The sequence below is a fragment of the Escherichia ruysiae genome (assembly GCF_031323975.1).
In the GTDB taxonomy this organism is placed as follows: Bacteria; Pseudomonadota; Gammaproteobacteria; order Enterobacterales; family Enterobacteriaceae; genus Escherichia; species Escherichia ruysiae.
The window spans coordinates 709517-727826 of sequence record NZ_JAVIWS010000001.1 but is presented as its reverse complement, the minus strand read 5'-3'; the positions used below and the strand labels follow the sequence as shown (position 1 = coordinate 727826).

Below are 18310 nucleotides of genomic sequence, written 5' to 3'. Positions count from 1 at the left end.
CTCATGCAAGAAAGTATACAACTGGTTATTGATTCTTTGCCGTTCCTGCTTAAAGGGGCTGGGTATACGCTGCAACTCAGCATCGGCGGCATGTTTTTTGGCTTACTGCTGGGATTCATTCTCGCGCTGATGCGCCTGTCGCCACTCTGGCTCGTGCGCTGGCTGGCACGTTTTTACATTTCCATTTTTCGCGGTACGCCGCTCATCGCGCAACTGTTTATGATCTACTACGGCCTACCGCAGTTTGGCATTGAACTAGATCCGATTCCGTCGGCGATGATTGGCCTGTCACTGAACACCGCTGCCTATGCTGCCGAAACGCTGCGTGCCGCCATTTCATCTATTGATAAAGGTCAGTGGGAAGCCGCCGCCAGTATTGGCATGACGCCGTGGCAAACTATGCGTCGCGCAATTTTGCCGCAGGCGGCTCGGGTGGCGCTGCCGCCGCTGTCGAACAGCTTTATCAGCCTGGTAAAAGATACCTCGCTGGCAGCGACGATTCAGGTGCCGGAACTGTTTCGTCAGGCGCAGTTGATTACCTCGCGCACGCTGGAAGTTTTCACCATGTATCTGGCGGCTTCGCTCATCTACTGGATTATGGCGACAGTGTTATCGACGCTACAGAACCATTTTGAGAATCAACTTAACCGCCAGGAGAGAGAACCAAAATGAGTGCCATTGAAGTTAAAAACCTGGTGAAAAAATTCCACGGTCAGACGGTACTGCACGGTATCGATCTGGAGGTCAAAACTGGCGAAGTCGTGGCGATTATCGGCCCGAGTGGCTCCGGCAAAACCACGTTGCTACGCAGCATAAATTTGCTGGAGCAACCGGAGGCGGGGAGCATCACCGTTGGGGATATCACTATTGATACTGCGCGTTCGTTAAGCCAGCAAAAATCGCTGATTCGCCAGTTGCGCCAGCATGTCGGATTTGTCTTTCAGAATTTTAATCTGTTTCCGCATCGCACAGTGCTGGAAAACATTATTGAAGGGCCGGTGATCGTTAAAGGCGAACCGAAGGAGGAGGCCACGGCGCGCGCTCGCGAGCTGCTGGCAAAAGTTGGACTGGAAGGGAAAGAGACCAGCTATCCGCGTCGTTTGTCCGGCGGTCAACAGCAACGTGTGGCGATTGCGCGTGCGCTGGCGATGCGCCCGGAAGTCATTTTGTTTGACGAACCCACTTCGGCGCTGGACCCGGAGCTGGTGGGGGAAGTCCTGAATACCATACGCCAGTTGGCACAGGAAAAGCGCACCATGGTGATTGTGACGCACGAAATGAGCTTTGCCCGTGACGTTGCTGACCGCGCGATCTTTATGGATCAAGGGCGGATAGTAGAGCAGGGCCCTGCAAAAACCTTATTTGCCGATCCTCAGCATCCCCGCACACGCCAGTTCCTTGAGAAGTTTCTGTTGCAATAAGATAAGAAAAAATCAGCCCCGGCAGCTTTTTAGTCGGGGCGAAAACGCATTCCTGACCGCATAAATCGCTTAATAAATCAGCATAACTTATTAATAACATAAGAGAATGCTATGTCTTGCAAAAGTAATTCATTGTCTGAATAATATAAATTATATATAAATCTTATTTATGTGATAGCTTGAGTTATCAGTATAAATGATACTCACTCTCAGGGGCGTTGCGGTTAACTATGCAGGATACGGATTTTTTCAGCTGGCGTCGCACGATGTTGTTGCGTTTTCAGAGGATGGAGGCCGCAGAAGAGGTCTACCATGAAATAGAGCATCAGACTTACCAACTGGAGTTCGATTTTTATTCATTATGTGTGCGCCACCCGGTGCCATTCACGCGACCGAAAGTGGCTTTCTACACCAATTATCCGGAGTCATGGGTCAGTTATTATCAGGCCAAAAACTTTCTCGCCATTGATCCTGTGCTTAACCCTGAAAACTTCAGTCAGGGGCATTTATTGTGGAATGATGAGTTATTCAACGAAGCACAGCCGTTATGGGAAGCCGCACGTGCGCATGGTTTACGCCGTGGCGTCACTCAGTATTTAATGCTGCCGAATCGGGCGTTGGGGTTTTTGTCCTTTTCCCGTAGCAGTACGCGTGAAATACCCATTCTTAGTGATGAACTGCAATTAAAAATGCAGCTATTGGTGCGTGAAAGTCTGATGGCGTTGATACGTTTAAATGATGACATAGTGATGACGCCAGAGATGAATTTCAGCAAGCGGGAAAAAGAAATTCTGAAATGGACCGCAGAAGGTAAAACGTCAGCAGAGATAGCGATGATCCTGTCAATCTCTGAGAATACTGTCAATTTTCATCAGAAAAATATGCAGAAAAAAATCAATGCACCGAATAAGACGCAGGTTGCCTGCTACGCAGCCGCAACTGGCTTAATATGATATCTATTACATTGGGCATGAAAGATGCCAAACCGGCTGAAAGGTGCGCTTTCAGCCGGTTTTATATTACTGACGGTAGGCTTGTTTAATTTGCTTAACCGTTTTGGAAAATACCGCAGCCTGGGTTTCGTCTTCGATCAGCGCAAGCTGTTTTTCCATCTTTAACATCACGCGGCCCGCGTCAGCTTGTCCCATCGCCTGCAGCATCAGCGTCAGCATCGCTTTCAGGCAGGAGACTTCATTTGCCAGTTCTTGATTATTCTCGGCAGTAGAAAAATCAGGCGTACTCATTTATTTTCCTCGTCATGTTGCAATGAAAATTTGCGGTGAAAAATGTTAAGGCGGCGGAGTATACCATAAGCTTTGCTAAAAATAGCAGTGGTTGTTTTTTGCGCACGATATCAGCAATAGTAATAAAACAGGGAATATAACGCGCAATAAATATTTTTATCATGAATGTTTTTCGCGCGTATTGTTCGGGTTAATTCATGTTACATATTCATGCCGCTGATTTTTCATTTATGCTGAATAAAGTCAATTTTTGTCACATTTCGTCGTTGGCCTTACTGCGAAACGCGCTGGCAAACCTTTGATGACGGACGTGACGATAACTCTGGACAATCGAATTTACAAAAACGAGAGAAAAATCGAATACCCACCATTTTTAACGTTTCAAAGTTGCAATAAAAACCGCTAATATACGAATGACTAACTATCAGTAGCGTTATCCCTATTTCTGGAGATATTCCTTTGATCAACGTTCTACTTGTTGATGACCACGAACTGGTGCGCGCAGGGATACGACGCATTCTGGAAGATATAAAGGGTATTAAAGTCGTCGGTGAGGCATCCTGCGGTGAAGACGCCGTTAAGTGGTGCCGGGCAAACACCGTTGACGTCGTGCTAATGGACATGAGTATGCCTGGCATTGGCGGTCTTGAGGCGACGCGTAAAATCGCTCGCTCGACAGCAGATGTCAAAATCATCATGCTTACGGTTCATACTGAAAACCCTTTACCAGCGAAAGTCATGCAGGCCGGTGCTGCGGGCTATCTCAGCAAAGGTGCGGCTCCGCAGGAAGTTGTGAGTGCGATTCGCTCTGTCTATTCGGGGCAGCGTTATATTGCTTCTGACATTGCTCAACAAATGGCATTAAGCCAGATCGAACCAGAAAAAACAGAAAGCCCATTTGCCAGTTTGTCTGAACGTGAATTGCAGATTATGCTGATGATTACCAAAGGCCAAAAGGTCAATGAGATCTCAGAACAGCTTAATCTCAGCCCGAAAACGGTGAACAGCTATCGCTACCGTATGTTCAGTAAATTAAACATTCATGGCGATGTTGAGCTGACTCACCTGGCAATTCGCCATGGTCTGTGTAATGCGGAGACATTAACAAGTCAGTGAGTGTTCAGTTTGACGCAAAAGCGTTTTTAAAAACCGTAACCAGCCAGCCTGGCGTTTATCGCATGTATGATGCTGGTGGTACGGTTATCTATGTCGGCAAAGCGAAAGACCTGAAAAAACGGCTTTCCAGCTATTTCCGTAGCAACCTCGCTTCGCGCAAAACCGAAGCGTTGGTTGCCCAGATCCAGCAAATTGATGTGACGGTTACCCATACCGAAACCGAAGCTCTGCTGCTGGAACACAACTACATCAAACTCTATCAGCCGCGTTACAACGTTCTGTTACGCGATGATAAATCTTATCCTTTTATTTTTCTTAGCGGCGATACCCATCCGCGTCTGGCTATGCATCGCGGTGCAAAGCACGCCAAAGGTGAATATTTCGGCCCGTTCCCAAACGGCTATGCCGTGCGTGAAACCCTGGCGCTGCTACAAAAGATTTTCCCGATTCGCCAGTGTGAAAATAGCGTTTATCGCAACCGCTCGCGTCCGTGTCTGCAATATCAGATAGGGCGCTGTCTGGGACCGTGCGTTGAGGGTCTGGTGAGTGAAGAAGAGTACGCCCAGCAGGTAGAGTATGTGCGCCTGTTTTTATCCGGTAAGGACGATCAGGTGCTGACTCAACTGATCGGTCGCATGGAAATAGCCAGCCAGAATCTGGAGTTTGAAGAAGCGGCACGTATTCGCGACCAAATCCAGGCGGTGCGACGCGTAACCGAAAAACAGTTTGTCTCCAATACAGGTGATGACCTTGACGTTATTGGCGTCGCTTTCGATGCGGGCATGGCTTGTGTCCACGTCTTGTTTATTCGTCAGGGCAAGGTGCTCGGTAGCCGTAGTTATTTCCCGAAAGTGCCTGGCGGTACGGAGCTGGGCGAAGTGGTGGAAACCTTTGTCGGTCAGTTCTATTTACAGGGCAGCCAGATGCGCACTTTGCCGGGTGAGATCCTGCTCGACTTTAATCTTAGCGATAAAACGCTGCTCGCCGATTCCCTTTCAGAACTGGCAGGGCGCAAGATTAACGTTCAGACTAAACCGCGTGGCGATCGGGCTCGTTATCTGAAGCTGGCGCGCACCAATGCGGCGACGGCCTTAACGACCAAACTTTCGCAGCAATCTACGGTTCACCAGCGTCTGACCGCGCTTGCAAGCGTGTTGAAATTGCCGGAAGTGAAGCGGATGGAGTGTTTTGACATCAGCCATACCATGGGTGAACAAACGGTCGCTTCGTGTGTGGTGTTCGATGCTAACGGCCCGCTGCGTGCGGAGTATCGGCGCTATAACATTACCGGCATTACGCCTGGTGATGATTATGCGGCAATGAATCAGGTGCTGCGTCGGCGTTACGGTAAAGCCATCGACGACAGTAAGATTCCGGACGTGATCCTGATTGATGGCGGCAAAGGCCAGCTTGCGCAGGCGAAAAATGTCTTCGCCGAGCTGGATGTCTCATGGGATAAAAACCATCCGCTGCTGCTTGGCGTGGCGAAAGGAGCCGATCGTAAGGCTGGGCTGGAAACGTTGTTCTTCGAACCTGAAGGTGAGGGCTTCAGTCTGCCGCCAGATTCACCGGCGCTGCATGTCATCCAGCATATCCGCGATGAATCACACGATCACGCGATTGGTGGGCATCGCAAAAAACGCGCAAAAGTCAAAAATACCAGCACGCTGGAAACCATCGAAGGCGTTGGACCAAAACGTCGGCAAATGTTGTTGAAATATATGGGCGGTTTGCAAGGTTTACGTAACGCCAGCGTTGAGGAAATTGCAAAAGTGCCGGGTATTTCGCAAGGTCTGGCAGAAAAGATCTTCTGGTCGTTGAAACATTGATGTCTCTGTAGCAACATAGGGGTAATCTTACTGACAACAGATAGTTACCCGTCATTATGCAATTTAATATCCCTACGTTGCTCACACTGTTCCGTGTCATCCTTATCCCATTCTTTGTATTGGTCTTTTATCTGCCTGTCACCTGGTCGCCGTTTGCTGCCGCGCTCATTTTCTGCGTTGCGGCGGTAACTGACTGGTTCGATGGTTTTCTGGCGCGTCGCTGGAATCAGAGTACCCGCTTTGGCGCTTTCCTTGATCCAGTAGCAGATAAAGTGCTGGTTGCCATTGCCATGGTGCTGGTAACTGAGCATTACCATAGCTGGTGGGTCACTTTGCCAGCGGCAACGATGATCGCCCGTGAAATTATTATTTCTGCTCTACGTGAATGGATGGCTGAACTCGGTAAACGCAGCAGTGTGGCTGTCTCCTGGATTGGTAAAGTAAAAACGACTGCCCAAATGGTGGCGCTGGCCTGGCTGTTATGGCGTCCGAACATTTGGGTTGAGTACGCTGGTATTGCACTTTTCTTTGTGGCTGCGGTACTGACTCTGTGGTCTATGTTGCAATATTTGAGCGCAGCTCGCGCAGATTTGCTTGATCAGTGATCGTTTCGGCGCAAAATTCAGCAAACGATCAAAAGTGGTGAAAAATATCGTTGACTCATCGCGTCAGGTAAGTAGAATGCAACGCATCGAACGGCGGCACTGATTGCCAGACGATAATAAAATCAAGTGATTAGCTGATTGCTTGATGAATGCGGGAATAGCTCAGTTGGTAGAGCACGACCTTGCCAAGGTCGGGGTCGCGAGTTCGAGTCTCGTTTCCCGCTCCAGTTTAAAAGACATCGGCTTAAGCGGGTGTCTGGCTGAAAAGCCTGAAGAATTTGGCGCGTTAACAAAGCGGTTATGTAGCGGATTGCAAATCCGTCTAGTCCGGTTCGACTCCGGAACGCGCCTCCACTTTTTTCCCGAGCCCGGATGGTGGAATCGGTAGACACAAGGGATTTAAAATCCCTCGGCGTTCGCGCTGTGCGGGTTCAAGTCCCGCTCCGGGTACCATGGGAAAGATAAGAATAAAATCAAAGCAATAAGCAGTGTCGTGAAACCACCTTCGGGTGGTTTTTTTGTATCTGCCACTTATCGTTATACCCCTCTTATTTTTAATCACTGGGTAATCCACTCAAAAAGTATCTCTATGCCAGACCGACATGTAAGATAGACGCTGGCGAGTCGAGATCCACAAGGAAAAGCGTATGAAAACGGGACCGTTGAACGAAAGTGAGTTGGAATGGCTGGATGATATCCTGACCAAATACAACACAGACCACGCCATCCTTGATGTAGCTGAGCTGGACGGTTTATTGACGGCGGTGTTGAGTTCTCCGCAAGAAATTGAACCAGAACAGTGGTTGGTGGCCGTCTGGGGTGGGGCGGACTATGTACCGCGCTGGGCGTCAGAAAAAGAGATGACGCGCTTTATGAACCTGGCTTTTCAACATATGGCCGATACCGCAGAGCGTCTGAACGAATTTCCTGAACAGTTTGAGCCGTTATTTGGTCTGCGAGAGGTTGATGGTAGTGAGTTGACGATTGTTGAGGAGTGGTGCTTTGGCTATATGCGTGGCGTTGCTCTCTCTGACTGGTCGGCATTGCCTGAATCCTTAAAACCGGCGCTTGAGGCGATTGCGCTGCACGGTACGGAAGAAAACTTCGAGCGGGTAGAGAAGCTGTCGCCGGAAGCGTTTGATGAGAGTGTGGATGCCATTCGACTGGCGGCACTTGATTTGCACGCTTACTGGATGGCTCATCAGCAGGAAAAGCCTGTTCAGCAACCGATAAAAGCAGAAGAAAAACCGGGTCGTAACGATCCTTGCCCGTGCGGTAGTGGTAAGAAATTTAAGCAGTGCTGCTTGCATTAAGAGGTCACATTGGGTGCCAGAGTTAATTCTGGCACCCAACAGGGATATGTGAGGTTATTTGATCACCCCACTTCTGGTAACCACCCTGCTGCAATCAAAAATTGCACTCCAATCACGCCAATACCACAGAGAAACACCAGTATCAACGCTGGACGGCCGCCTTTCACCCGATAACCTGCTTGTGGATTATGCTTTCTGCTCTGCCAGGTCAACAGGGAAGGGATAATCAACGCCAGCACAGCCAGCGCCACACCGGCGTAACCCAGCGCCATTACAAAGCCACGTGGGTAAAACAGCGCAAATGCCAGCGGTGGCAGAAAAGTAATTGCCCCGGTTTGCATTCTCCCGCCAACGCTATTTGATCGCTGAAACAGATCCGCAAGATAATCAAATAAGCCTAATGCTACGCCGAGGAAGGAGGTTGCGAGGGCTAAGTCAGCAAATAAATGCACCGCCAGTTCGACATGCGGTGAGGCCACCACTTCGCGTAATGCCTGTAACAGCCCGTTTAGCCCGGCATGATTAGCCAACAATCCCATAAAGGTTGTGGAATCAATGCTGCCCAGCGTCGCCAGTTGCCAGAATATATACGCCACCAGAGGGATCGCACTACCGGTAATAAATACCCAGCGCAGCTTGCGAATGTTGCCATCCATATAACTGACGATGCTCGGTACACTACCGTGGAAGCCAAATGACGTAAAAATTACCGGGATCGCCGACAACGCAAGTCCTTGTTGTAGCGGCAGGGTTAAAAGATTCACTTTGTGAATATGCGGTAGCAGCAATACCAGCATCACCACCAGAAAAATAATTTTGGCGCTGAACAGAAAGCGGTTAAATAAATCGACCAGCGACGTCCCGACACAAACCACACCACCGGCAACAAAAGTGAACAACAACACGCCAGTGGTTGCCGACACTGGAATACCCGTCCAGTCGCTGATGCTGGAGGCCAGCAATTCACCGGCGCCGCTAATGTACGCCGCCGTCAGGGCGTACATTAAAAACATCATACTGAAGCCTGTCAGCCACTGCCCATAATGCCCCAGATAGCGTTTTGCCAGCGTGCCCAGACCGGTATCTGCGGGTACATGCTGATACACCTCCAGCAATAGCAGTGCGGTGTAACACATCAATGCCCACAGACCAACTAACAATGTCAATGTGACACTAAAACCGACGCCTGCTGCCGCCAGCGGCATTGCCAACATACCCGCGCCAATTGTGGTTCCTGCCACGATAAAAACACTTCCCAGAGTTCTGTTTTTCACGCTTTCTTCTGTCCTGACGATCTTTATGAGTGATATCTGCGGCGCAGGTTAAGGCATTCTACATTTTTCGTCAAATCGGCGTTACATTTAGTGTAAATAAAAATGTACAATAAAATGCATTCAGAACTGCGCTGGCGCAAAGCCTTGATGAGCAGCTATCGCTACGCTATGCCCTTTTTGAGGAGGAACGATGAGCTCTATTCACGGTCATGAAGTGTTAAATATGATGATTGAATCAGGCGAGCAATATACGCACGCCAGTCTGGAAGCGGCGATCAAAGCGCGTTTTGGTGAACAGGCGCGTTTTCATACCTGCTCGGCGGAAGGGATGACTGCGGGAGAACTGGTGGCGTTTCTGGCGGCGAAAGGTAAATTTATTCCCGGTGAAGAAGGGTTCTCAACCGATACAAGTAAAATTTGTCGCCACTGATATGAAACGGCGGCAGTAAATCTGCCGCCAGAGTAGATTAATTTTGCGCGTCGAGGGTAGAAAGTTCTTTATCGATGAAATAAAGACCTTCGCCGCTTTTACCGGCCAGACTTAATTTATCAATAATCGATTTGAACAATTTCTCTTCTTCATGTTGCTCAGAAACATACCATTGCAGGAAATTAAACGTTGGGTAATCCTGGTTGGTCATGGCAGCGTGAGCCAGTTCATTAATTTTCTGCGTGATTAATTGTTCATGCTTATAGGTTTCCTGGAATAATTCATCAAGTGAAGAATATTCAGCAAACGGGGATTCAACGGTATTAATACGCGGTAAGTTTCCGGTATCGGTCAGATAGTCAAACAGACGCTGCATATGCGTCATCTCTTCCTGGGCGTGTCGGCGGAGAAACGCAGCCGCGCCTTCAAAGGTATGATAGCTGCACCAGGCGCTCATTTGCTGATAAAGCAGTGAAGAGTACAGTTCCAGGTTCATCTGCTCATTGAGTTTTTCAATCATTTCTGGTTTCAGCATGATAGTGCTCCATAAAGGTTATTTTTGTTGCTGTGGCGCCACTATAATTTGTTATTTTATTATTTGCAAAAGGTAAAATATTAAATTCAATTATTAAAAATACGAATGGGAATAAAACGCATTAACGCTATTCGTGGAATTAATTAACCAGCGAAGCATCCCTCGCTGATTAAGGTCTTTATTGATAAGTCGAGGGCATTAAATTTTGGCACTGATACGACAGCGTAAATTCCGTATTCAGGCATAACGATCCCGCAAACAGACTACAGTTACTTACAGGTTGCCCAAACGCAATAGCGCGGGTAAACCCTGCGTGCTGACATGCGCGTTCCGCTATTCTTTGATTAAGATAGCTGTCAGTACGGGCGTGTTGTAAAAATGCCTGATTATAAACGAGGCGCACAATACCGCTCGTGACATTAACTTCGCTCAATTGAGCCTGACGAGTTACGGTGCAGCCCGCTAATGTTAAAAGTGAAAAAATAAATATCAGATGTTTCATGTCACGGCCTGAAGAGGGAGAAGAAACTGGTATTGTACCCGCGCGCAGTACCAGGTTATGGACAGAAAAGACGACGGATCGGTGCTATTCCTTGCTTTTCCCAGAAGTCAGGCGCTTTATGGGGACTTTGTGGTTATCAATTTCATAACATTAAAGGGGTATTTATGTGATATATATCACATAAAGATTGATTTTTGTGATGGATGTCATATTATAAGCGCAAAGACGATAACACCTGCATAACAAATGGTCGGAGTACCTCGATGAAACTACGCAAAATCCTGAAAAGCATGTTTGATAACTATTGCAAGACGTTCAAAGACGTACCGCCAGGCAATATGTTCAGATAACAAAAAAACCTGCTTCGGCAGGTTTTTTTGTGCCCTGGTGATGGCGGATGTGACTATCGCTGTGGAGGGGAAGCCGCTACTATAGCGGCTTTCAAAAAGCTATCAGGAGTTTACAATGTCCCAGCCGCTGAATGCCGATCAGGAACTGGTCTCTGATGTTGTCGCTTGCCAGTTGGTAATCAAACAAATTCTCGACGTACTCGATGTGATCGCACCTGTTGAGTTGCGTGAAAAAATGTCCAGCCAGTTGAAGAATATCGATTTTACTAACCATCCCGCCGCAGCCGATCCGGTAACGATGCGCGCTATCCAAAAAGCCATCGCGCTGATTGAACTGAAATTTACTCCGCAAGGTGAATCCCATTAAAAAAACCGCTGCTTCAAAGTATGAAGCAGCGGCTTTCTCAAAATTATTTGTATCCGGCGCATGTTTTAAAGCGCCGAACATGATTAATGTATCTGATGCGACACGACATTAAGAACATGCTGGTCGGTCTGGACAGGGCACATACCGGCAAGTTTCGCGCTGCGTACTTCATCAAGAATGGTTTGCAACAACAGACCATCGTGCTGCTGTTCTTTTTCCAGATCGCGCAGGAAATCGACGGTAGAATCATCATTCAATTCTTTAGCTTCATCGGCTAATTGTGACAGCTTGCTTGAACGCTGCTCATATTCTTCCATCGTCTTTTGGAAGAGTTCTTCCAGGGAGTTAAGCTTTTCTCCTGGTACATCGATAGCTTTAACGATGGGAGTTGCTCCGATACTTTTCATAAAGTTAAACATGCGCATCATTTGCGTCACGTTACTCTGTGCCTGGGCGCGAAGGAAAGTAGCGGTGCCATTCAGACTTTGTTCAGAACACCATTTGCTCAGGTGAAGGTAGAGATTGGATGCATAAAACTCGCGGTTCATTTGGGTGTTGAGTTTGAGAAGCATTCCAGTGGTTGCCATACCTAATATCCTTATATCCAGAAGACGTGAGGTGCAAGATGAATCAAAACACCGTAATTACTGATTGCAGAATAATTCCTTTCTGCATGTCCAAAATGTGATCGTGGAGTCAATTCTGACGATGATCTGAAATAAGCATAACGTCTGAACGGATATAAGAAAATCCTTAAATCACCAGATTTATATTTTTTTACATTTCATTGATGAGAACAATTAGTTTGCAATAATTCCTAATGCGCTGTGTTGGTATATCTCATTGATATTGAAATAAATTATTAATAACATGATGATGTTTTGATATTTTAAGATATTTTTTTAGTTATGCGATGATGCTCTCATTATAGCGTTACCCTTAATTAATAATGGTGGTGATAATTAATGTGGAAATTGATTGTTGCAAGGATTAGAGACTTCATCCTCCTTCACTATTCAGCGTAAATGAACAACCTCTTACCCGGTAATAATTAGATTAAAAAAAGACACTCCCAGCCTCTCAACGCATACCACAAGGATTTCCAGGCTAATGTCATGGATTATTCTGCTAATGCCTTTTTGAATTGTCAGACAATTACCGTTTCCAGTATGTCATTTCTCGCTGAATTTATGCACGTTCTCACTGTAATTCTGCTATGTGATATTGCTCTCCTATGGAGAATTAATTTCTCGCTAAAACTATGCCAACACAGTCAATTATCTTTTCGCTAAAGGTAATGCTTTGTTTTCCGATTGAATTAACAAAAGTTCTTAGTTTTTGCCCTACACAAAATGACGCTAAAGCTGGAGATAACCATGCACAAATTTACTAAAGCTCTTGCAGCCATTGGTCTGGCTGCCGTTATGTCACAATCCGCTATGGCGGAAAACCTGAAACTCGGTTTCCTGGTAAAGCAACCAGAAGAGCCGTGGTTCCAGACCGAATGGAAGTTTGCCGATAAAGCCGGGAAAGATTTAGGGTTTGACGTTATTAAGATTGCCGTGCCGGATGGCGAAAAGACGCTGAACGCCATCGACAGTCTGGCTGCCAGCGGTGCGAAAGGGTTTGTCATTTGTACGCCAGACCCGAAACTGGGTTCCGCAATTGTGGCGAAAGCACGTGGCTATGGTATGAAAGTGATTGCCGTGGATGACCAGTTTGTAAATGCCAAGGGTAAGCCGATGGATACCGTGCCGCTGGTGATGATGGCGGCGACCAAAATTGGTGAGCGTCAGGGCCAGGAACTGTATAAAGAGATGCAAAAACGTGGTTGGGACGTAAAAGAAAGTGCCGTAATGGCGATTACTGCCAACGAACTGGATACCGCTCGTCGCCGTACCACGGGGTCTATGGACGCGCTGAAAGCCGCCGGATTCCCGGAAAAACAAATATATCAGGTTCCCACCAAATCTAACGACATCCCTGGGGCATTTGACGCCGCCAACTCCATGCTGGTTCAGCATCCTGAAGTTAAACACTGGTTGATTGTCGGGATGAACGACAGCACCGTGCTGGGCGGTGTACGTGCAACGGAAGGTCAGGGCTTTAAAGCGGCGGACATCATTGGTATCGGTATCAATGGGGTGGATGCGGTGAGCGAGCTGTCCAAAGCGCAGGCTACCGGTTTCTACGGTTCACTCCTGCCAAGTCCGGACGTACATGGCTATAAATCCAGCGAAATGCTCTACAACTGGGTAGCGAAAGACGTAGAACCACCAAAATTCACTGAAGTTACCGATGTAGTTCTGATTACGCGCGACAACTTTAAAGAAGAACTGGAGAAAAAAGGTTTAGGCGGTAAGTAATCTGCCGTAAAAATTCCCCTCTGCCTTTATTGTGCAGAGGGGGTGTGAAAGACCAGTGATTCACGGAGACGTTATGCAACAGTCTACCCCGTATCTCTCATTTCGCGGCATTGGTAAAACTTTCCCCGGCGTTAAGGCGTTGACGGATATTAGTTTTGACTGCTATGCCGGTCAGGTTCATGCGTTGATGGGTGAAAATGGCGCAGGAAAATCAACACTCTTAAAAATCCTTAGCGGAAACTATGCGCCAACCACGGGTTCTGTAGTGATTAATGGACAAGAAATGTCCTTTTCCGACACGACCACTGCGCTTAACGCGGGCGTGGCGATTATTTACCAGGAACTGCATCTCGTGCCGGAAATGACCGTCGCGGAAAATATTTATCTCGGCCAGCTTCCCCATAAAGGCGGCATTGTAAATCGTTCACTGCTGAATTATGAAGCAGGTTTACAACTCAAACATCTGGGTATGGATATTGACCCGGCTACGCCGCTGAAATATCTCTCCATTGGTCAGTGGCAGATGGTTGAAATTGCCAAAGCTCTGGCGCGTAACGCCAAAATTATCGCCTTTGATGAGCCAACCAGCTCCCTGTCTGCCCGTGAAATCGACAATCTTTTCCGCGTTATTCGTGAGCTACGAAAAGAGGGGCGGGTGATCTTATACGTTTCTCACCGTATGGAAGAAATATTTGCTCTCAGCGATGCCATCACCGTCTTTAAAGATGGACGTTACGTCAAAACTTTCACCGATATGCAGCAGATTAACCACGACGTTCTGGTACAGGCGATGGTCGGTCGCGATATCGGCGATATCTACGGCTGGCAACCGCGTAGCTATGGTGAGGAGCGATTGCGCCTGGATGCAGTTAAGGCGCCAGGCGTGCGCACGCCAATAAGCCTGACCGTTCGCAGTGGTGAAATTGTTGGTCTGTTTGGTCTGGTGGGGGCTGGACGCAGCGAATTAATGAAAGGCATGTTTGGTGGTACGCAAATCACCGCCGGTCAGGTTTATATCGACCAAAAGCCGATTGATATTCGCAAGCCGGGTCACGCCATTGCCGCTGGCATGATGCTCTGTCCGGAAGATCGCAAAGCGGAAGGTATTATTCCGGTGCATTCCGTTCGTGACAATATCAACATCAGTGCCCGTCGCAAACATGTGCTTGGTGGTTGTGTGATCAATAACGGCTGGGAAGCGAATAATGCTGATCACCATATTCGTTCGCTCAATATCAAAACGCCGGGAGCGGAGCAATTAATCATGAATCTCTCCGGTGGTAATCAGCAGAAAGCCATTCTGGGGCGTTGGTTATCGGAAGAGATGAAGGTCATTTTGCTGGATGAACCTACGCGCGGTATTGATGTGGGAGCCAAGCACGAAATATATAACGTGATTTATGCGCTGGCGGCGCAGGGCGTGGCGGTGCTGTTTGCCTCCAGCGATCTGCCCGAAGTCCTCGGCGTTGCCGACCGTATTATCGTCATGCGTGAAGGTGAAATCGCGGGTGAATTGCTACACGAGCAGGCAGATGAGCGTCAGGCACTAAGCCTTGCTATGCCTAAAGTCAGCCAGGCAGTTGCCTGAGTAAGGAGAGTATGATGTCTTCTGTTTCTACATCGGGTTCTGGTGCATCTAAGTCGTCATTCAGCTTCGGGCGTATCTGGGATCAGTACGGTATGCTGGTGGTGTTTGCGGTGCTGTTTATCGCCTGTGCCATTTTTGTCCCGAATTTTGCCACCTTCATTAATATGAAAGGGCTGGGGCTGGCAATCTCCATGTCGGGGATGGTGGCGTGCGGCATGTTGTTCTGTCTCGCGTCGGGTGACTTTGACCTTTCTGTTGCTTCGGTAATTGCCTGTGCAGGTGTTACTACGGCGGTGGTTATCAATCTGACCGAAAGCCTGTGGATAGGCGTGGCGGCAGGTTTGCTGCTGGGCGTCCTCTGCGGTCTGGTGAATGGTTTTGTTATCGCCAAACTTAAAATTAACGCTTTGATTACCACGCTGGCGACGATGCAGATTGTCCGTGGTCTGGCGTATATTATCTCCGACGGTAAAGCGGTCGGTATCGAAGATGAAAGTTTCTTTGCTCTCGGTTATGCCAACTGGTTCGGCCTGCCTGCGCCAATCTGGCTCACTGTCGCTTGCCTGATAATCTTTGGCTTGCTGCTGAACAAAACTACCTTTGGTCGTAATACGCTGGCGATTGGTGGTAACGAAGAGGCCGCGCGTCTGGCAGGTGTACCGGTTGTCCGCACCAAAATCATTATCTTTGTTCTCTCTGGTCTGGTATCGGCGATTGCCGGGATTGTTCTGGCTTCGCGCATGACCAGCGGTCAGCCGATGACCTCGATTGGCTATGAGTTGATTGTTATCTCAGCCTGCGTTTTAGGTGGCGTTTCTCTGAAAGGTGGCATCGGAAAAATCTCATATGTGGTGGCGGGTATCTTAATTTTAGGTACTGTAGAAAATGCTATGAACCTGCTCAATATTTCTCCTTTCGCGCAGTACGTTGTTCGTGGCTTAATCCTGCTGGCAGCGGTGATCTTCGACCGTTACAAGCAAAAAGCGAAACGCACTGTTTGATGCTTTTTTCCGCAAAAATTTAGTCCTTTTTTCCTCCACAGCCAGCCGCCACAACGGCTGGCTGTTCTTTTTTACAAATGGCGAGCTACGTCACACTGTCTATACTTACATGTCTGTAAAGCGCGTTCTGCGCGAACTATAAAAAGATAAGGAGGAGTACCGGGTGACAGAACCGTTAACCGAACCCCCTGAACTATCCGCGAAATATGCCTGGTTTTTTGATCTCGATGGAACGCTGGCGGAAATTAAACCGCATCCCGATCAGGTCGTCGTGCCTGACAATATTCTGCAAGGACTTCAGCTACTGGCAGCCGCAAGTGATGGTGCATTGGCATTGATATCAGGGCGCTCAATGGTCGAGCTTGACGCACTGGCAAAACCTTATCGCTTCCCGTTAGCGGGTGTGCATGGGGCGGAGCGCCGTGACATCAATGGTAAAACGCATATCGTTCATCTGCCGGATGCGATTGCCCGCGATATTAGTGTTCAACTGCATACGGCAATCAGCCACTATCCCGGTGCGGAGCTGGAGGCGAAAGGGATGGCGTTTGCGCTGCACTATCGTCAGGCGCCGCAGCACGAAGACGCCTTATTGAGATTAGCGCAACGCATTACCCAGATTTGGCCGCAAATGGCATTACAGCAGGGAAAGTGTGTCGTCGAGATTAAACCAGGAAACACCAGTAAAGGGGAGGCGATTGCTGCCTTTATGCAGGAAGCTCCCTTTATCGGCCGTAAGCCCGTTTTTCTGGGCGATGATTTAACCGATGAATCTGGCTTCGCGGTCGTTAACCGACTGGGTGGAATGTCAGTGAAAATTGGCACCGGAGCGACTCAGGCATCATGGCGGCTGGCGGGCGTGCCGGATGTCTGGAGCTGGCTTGAAATGATAACCAACGCATTACAACAACAAAAAAGAGAAAATAACAGGAGTGATGACTATGAGTCGTTTAGTCGTAGTATCTAACCGGATTGCACCACCAGACGAGCACGCCGCCAGTGCCGGTGGCCTTGCTGTCGGCATACTGGGTGCACTGAAAGCTGCAGGTGGACTGTGGTTTGGCTGGAGTGGCGAAACGGGGAATGAGGATCAGCCGCTAAAAAAGGTGAAAAAAGGAAATATTACCTGGGCCTCTTTTAACCTCAGTGAAAAGGATCTCGACGAATACTACAACCAATTCTCCAATGCCGTTCTCTGGCCTGCATTTCATTATCGACTCGATCTGGTGCAATTTCAGCGTCCTGCCTGGGACGGCTATCTACGCGTAAATGCGTTGCTGGCAGATAAATTACTGCCGCTGCTAGAAGACGATGACATTATCTGGGTTCACGATTATCACCTGTTGCCATTTGCGCATGAATTACGCAAACGAGGGGTGAATAATCGCATTGGTTTCTTCCTGCATATTCCTTTCCCGACGCCGGAAATATTCAATGCGCTGCCGACGTATGACACCTTGCTTGAACAGCTTTGTGATTATGATTTGCTGGGTTTCCAGACAGAGAACGATCGCCTGGCGTTCCTGGATTGCCTTTCTAACCTGACCCGCGTTACGACGCGTAGCTCAAAAATCCATACGGCCTGGGGCAAAGCGTTTCGAACCGAAGTTTACCCCATTGGCATTGAACCAGATGAGATAGCCAAACAGGCTGCCGGACCATTGCCGGCAAAACTGGCGCAACTAAAAGCGGAACTGAAAAACGTACAAAATATCTTTTCTGTCGAACGACTGGATTATTCCAAAGGTTTGCCGGAGCGTTTTCTCGCCTATGAAGCGTTGCTGGAAAACTATCCGCAACATCACGGTAAAATTCGCTATACCCAGATTGCGCCAACGTCGCGTGGTGATGTGCAAGCGTATCAGGATATTCGTCATCAGTTGGAAAATGAAGCCGGGAGAATTAACGGCAAATATGGTCAATTAGGCTGGACGCCGCTTTATTATCTGAATCAGCATTTTGATCGTAAATTACTGATGAAAATCTTCCGCTATTCTGATGTTGGATTAGTGACGCCGCTGCGCGACGGAATGAACCTGGTCGCGAAAGAGTATGTTGCCGCACAGGATCCTGCCAATCCGGGCGTACTGGTACTTTCGCAATTTGCCGGAGCGGCAAACGAACTGACGTCGGCGTTAATTGTAAACCCCTACGATCGTGATGAAGTTGCGGCGGCGCTCAATCGGGCGTTGACGATGTCGCTGGCGGAACGTATTTCCCGCCATGCAGAAATGCTGGAAGTTATTGTGAAAAACGACATTAATCACTGGCAGGAGTATTTTATTCGCGACCTAAAGCAGATAGTTCCGCGAAGCGCGGAAAGTCAGCAGCGCGATAAAGTTGCTACCTTTCCGAAAATGGCGTAATGG

The 18310-nt window shown here is 48.3% G+C and carries 21 protein-coding genes and 3 tRNA genes; 18 read left to right on the top strand and 6 right to left on the bottom strand.

Annotated features, from left to right (window positions below; genetic code table 11):
- Positions 1 to 3: 3 nt before the first annotated feature.
- The 3 genes from tcyL to sdiA all read left to right on the top strand — a co-directional run bounded on the left by tcyL (position 4) and on the right by sdiA (position 2374).
- Positions 4 to 672 (top strand): cystine ABC transporter permease, encoded by a 669-nt coding sequence (gene tcyL / locus RGV86_RS03735; protein ID WP_032225570.1) that lies wholly within the window; start codon positions 4 to 6, stop codon positions 670 to 672.
- Positions 669 to 1421, top strand: a complete 753-nt coding sequence (gene tcyN, locus RGV86_RS03730; RefSeq protein WP_001273017.1) for an L-cystine ABC transporter ATP-binding protein TcyN — start codon at positions 669 to 671, stop codon at positions 1419 to 1421. Before tcyL ends, tcyN begins: the two co-directional genes overlap by 4 nt.
- A gap of 230 nt (positions 1422 to 1651) precedes the next feature.
- Positions 1652 to 2374: a quorum-sensing transcriptional regulator SdiA gene (gene sdiA, locus RGV86_RS03725; protein WP_001154261.1), complete on the top strand. Its 723-nt coding sequence runs from the start codon at positions 1652 to 1654 to the stop codon at positions 2372 to 2374.
- Between the two features lie 66 nt (positions 2375 to 2440).
- On the opposite strand, the gene yecF is transcribed toward sdiA, so the two are convergent.
- Positions 2441 to 2665 (bottom strand): DUF2594 family protein YecF, encoded by a 225-nt coding sequence (yecF, locus tag RGV86_RS03720; protein ID WP_000106474.1) that lies wholly within the window; start codon positions 2663 to 2665, stop codon positions 2441 to 2443.
- Positions 2652 to 2828 (bottom strand): hypothetical protein, encoded by a 177-nt coding sequence (locus tag RGV86_RS03715; RefSeq protein ID WP_032155896.1) that lies wholly within the window; start codon positions 2826 to 2828, stop codon positions 2652 to 2654. Before RGV86_RS03715 ends, yecF begins: the two co-directional genes overlap by 14 nt.
- Positions 2829 to 3124: 296 nt before the next feature.
- Here RGV86_RS03715 and uvrY point away from each other — a divergent pair, with 296 nt between their 5' ends.
- The 7 genes from uvrY to yecA all read left to right on the top strand — a co-directional run bounded on the left by uvrY (position 3125) and on the right by yecA (position 7528).
- On the top strand, positions 3125 to 3781 hold the full coding sequence (gene uvrY / locus RGV86_RS03710; RefSeq protein WP_000611331.1) for a UvrY/SirA/GacA family response regulator transcription factor: 657 nt from the start codon (positions 3125 to 3127) through the stop codon (positions 3779 to 3781).
- On the top strand, positions 3778 to 5610 hold the full coding sequence (gene uvrC / locus RGV86_RS03705) for an excinuclease ABC subunit UvrC (RefSeq protein ID WP_085460807.1): 1833 nt from the start codon (positions 3778 to 3780) through the stop codon (positions 5608 to 5610). Before uvrY ends, uvrC begins: the two co-directional genes overlap by 4 nt.
- Before the next feature lie 56 nt (positions 5611 to 5666).
- The gene (gene pgsA / locus RGV86_RS03700) at positions 5667 to 6215 is read left to right on the top strand and encodes a CDP-diacylglycerol--glycerol-3-phosphate 3-phosphatidyltransferase (protein ID WP_001160187.1); all 549 of its coding nucleotides are present in this window, start codon (positions 5667 to 5669) and stop codon (positions 6213 to 6215) included.
- A gap of 151 nt (positions 6216 to 6366) precedes the next feature.
- A tRNA-Gly gene (locus RGV86_RS03695) sits at positions 6367 to 6442 on the top strand.
- Positions 6443 to 6495: 53 nt separating this feature from the next.
- Positions 6496 to 6569 (top strand) — tRNA-Cys (locus RGV86_RS03690).
- A 12-nt stretch (positions 6570 to 6581) separates the two neighbouring features.
- Positions 6582 to 6668: transfer RNA gene (locus tag RGV86_RS03685), tRNA-Leu, on the top strand.
- Positions 6669 to 6862: 194 nt separating this feature from the next.
- Positions 6863 to 7528, top strand: coding sequence for a UPF0149 family protein YecA (gene yecA / locus RGV86_RS03680; protein WP_000847898.1), 666 nt, complete (start codon positions 6863 to 6865; stop codon positions 7526 to 7528).
- A 62-nt stretch (positions 7529 to 7590) separates the two neighbouring features.
- Here yecA and tyrP read toward each other — a convergent pair whose 3' ends face one another.
- Positions 7591 to 8802 (bottom strand): tyrosine transporter TyrP, encoded by a 1212-nt coding sequence (gene tyrP, locus RGV86_RS03675; RefSeq protein ID WP_000797587.1) that lies wholly within the window; start codon positions 8800 to 8802, stop codon positions 7591 to 7593.
- A 190-nt stretch (positions 8803 to 8992) separates the two neighbouring features.
- Between tyrP and RGV86_RS03670 the strand changes: the two genes are divergently transcribed.
- Positions 8993 to 9232: a YecH family metal-binding protein gene (locus tag RGV86_RS03670; RefSeq protein WP_000094895.1), complete on the top strand. Its 240-nt coding sequence runs from the start codon at positions 8993 to 8995 to the stop codon at positions 9230 to 9232.
- A gap of 37 nt (positions 9233 to 9269) precedes the next feature.
- On the opposite strand, the gene ftnA is transcribed toward RGV86_RS03670, so the two are convergent.
- Together ftnA and yecR are read right to left on the bottom strand one after the other, a co-directional pair.
- Positions 9270 to 9767, bottom strand: coding sequence for a non-heme ferritin (gene ftnA, locus RGV86_RS03665; RefSeq protein WP_000917207.1), 498 nt, complete (start codon positions 9765 to 9767; stop codon positions 9270 to 9272).
- Positions 9768 to 9945: 178 nt separating this feature from the next.
- On the bottom strand, positions 9946 to 10269 hold the full coding sequence (yecR, locus tag RGV86_RS03660; RefSeq protein WP_000681392.1) for a YecR family lipoprotein: 324 nt from the start codon (positions 10267 to 10269) through the stop codon (positions 9946 to 9948).
- Positions 10270 to 10532: 263 nt separating this feature from the next.
- Between yecR and azuC the strand changes: the two genes are divergently transcribed.
- Positions 10533 to 10619 (top strand): stress response protein AzuC, encoded by an 87-nt coding sequence (gene azuC / locus RGV86_RS03655; protein WP_077629254.1) that lies wholly within the window; start codon positions 10533 to 10535, stop codon positions 10617 to 10619.
- 115 nt (positions 10620 to 10734) lie between these two features.
- Positions 10735 to 10986 (top strand): DUF2766 family protein YecJ, encoded by a 252-nt coding sequence (yecJ, locus tag RGV86_RS03650; protein ID WP_000082114.1) that lies wholly within the window; start codon positions 10735 to 10737, stop codon positions 10984 to 10986.
- Between the two features lie 83 nt (positions 10987 to 11069).
- On the opposite strand, the gene RGV86_RS03645 is transcribed toward yecJ, so the two are convergent.
- Complete coding sequence (locus RGV86_RS03645) at positions 11070 to 11573, bottom strand: non-heme ferritin-like protein (RefSeq protein ID WP_000246122.1); 504 nt, start codon at positions 11571 to 11573, stop codon at positions 11070 to 11072.
- A 789-nt stretch (positions 11574 to 12362) separates the two neighbouring features.
- Between RGV86_RS03645 and araF the strand changes: the two genes are divergently transcribed.
- The 5 genes from araF (at position 12363) to otsA (ending at position 18307) form a co-directional block, all read left to right on the top strand.
- Positions 12363 to 13352 carry an arabinose ABC transporter substrate-binding protein AraF gene (gene araF / locus RGV86_RS03640; protein WP_000548667.1) on the top strand — a complete coding sequence of 330 codons (990 nt, stop codon included), beginning with the start codon at positions 12363 to 12365 and terminating at the stop codon, positions 13350 to 13352.
- Between the two features lie 73 nt (positions 13353 to 13425).
- Complete coding sequence (gene araG, locus RGV86_RS03635; protein ID WP_001187835.1) at positions 13426 to 14940, top strand: arabinose ABC transporter ATP-binding protein AraG; 1515 nt, start codon at positions 13426 to 13428, stop codon at positions 14938 to 14940.
- A gap of 14 nt (positions 14941 to 14954) precedes the next feature.
- Positions 14955 to 15941, top strand: coding sequence for an arabinose ABC transporter permease AraH (gene araH, locus RGV86_RS03630; RefSeq protein WP_000100212.1), 987 nt, complete (start codon positions 14955 to 14957; stop codon positions 15939 to 15941).
- Positions 15942 to 16104: 163 nt separating this feature from the next.
- A complete protein-coding gene (otsB, locus tag RGV86_RS03625; RefSeq protein WP_000138759.1) occupies positions 16105 to 16908 on the top strand; it encodes a trehalose-phosphatase in 804 nt (267 codons plus the stop codon).
- Positions 16883 to 18307, top strand: a complete 1425-nt coding sequence (gene otsA, locus RGV86_RS03620) for an alpha,alpha-trehalose-phosphate synthase (protein ID WP_032225565.1) — start codon at positions 16883 to 16885, stop codon at positions 18305 to 18307. Before otsB ends, otsA begins: the two co-directional genes overlap by 26 nt.
- Positions 18308 to 18310: the final 3 nt, after the last annotated feature.

Coding starts and splice junctions, on each gene's coding strand:
- sdiA (WP_001154261.1), top strand. CDS start 1,652: ATGCAGGATACGGATTTTTTCAGCTGGCGTCGCACGATGTTGTTGCGT.
- yecF (WP_000106474.1), bottom strand. CDS start 2,665: ATGAGTACGCCTGATTTTTCTACTGCCGAGAATAATCAAGAACTGGCA.
- tcyL (WP_032225570.1), top strand. CDS start 4: ATGCAAGAAAGTATACAACTGGTTATTGATTCTTTGCCGTTCCTGCTT.
- otsA (WP_032225565.1), top strand. CDS start 16,883: ATGAGTCGTTTAGTCGTAGTATCTAACCGGATTGCACCACCAGACGAG.
- ftnA (WP_000917207.1), bottom strand. CDS start 9,767: ATGCTGAAACCAGAAATGATTGAAAAACTCAATGAGCAGATGAACCTG.
- yecJ (WP_000082114.1), top strand. CDS start 10,735: ATGTCCCAGCCGCTGAATGCCGATCAGGAACTGGTCTCTGATGTTGTC.
- yecA (WP_000847898.1), top strand. CDS start 6,863: ATGAAAACGGGACCGTTGAACGAAAGTGAGTTGGAATGGCTGGATGAT.
- azuC (WP_077629254.1), top strand. CDS start 10,533: ATGAAACTACGCAAAATCCTGAAAAGCATGTTTGATAACTATTGCAAG.
- araG (WP_001187835.1), top strand. CDS start 13,426: ATGCAACAGTCTACCCCGTATCTCTCATTTCGCGGCATTGGTAAAACT.
- araF (WP_000548667.1), top strand. CDS start 12,363: ATGCACAAATTTACTAAAGCTCTTGCAGCCATTGGTCTGGCTGCCGTT.
- RGV86_RS03645 (WP_000246122.1), bottom strand. CDS start 11,573: ATGGCAACCACTGGAATGCTTCTCAAACTCAACACCCAAATGAACCGC.
- araH (WP_000100212.1), top strand. CDS start 14,955: ATGTCTTCTGTTTCTACATCGGGTTCTGGTGCATCTAAGTCGTCATTC.
- pgsA (WP_001160187.1), top strand. CDS start 5,667: ATGCAATTTAATATCCCTACGTTGCTCACACTGTTCCGTGTCATCCTT.
- tcyN (WP_001273017.1), top strand. CDS start 669: ATGAGTGCCATTGAAGTTAAAAACCTGGTGAAAAAATTCCACGGTCAG.
- RGV86_RS03670 (WP_000094895.1), top strand. CDS start 8,993: ATGAGCTCTATTCACGGTCATGAAGTGTTAAATATGATGATTGAATCA.
- RGV86_RS03715 (WP_032155896.1), bottom strand. CDS start 2,828: ATGATAAAAATATTTATTGCGCGTTATATTCCCTGTTTTATTACTATT.
- yecR (WP_000681392.1), bottom strand. CDS start 10,269: ATGAAACATCTGATATTTATTTTTTCACTTTTAACATTAGCGGGCTGC.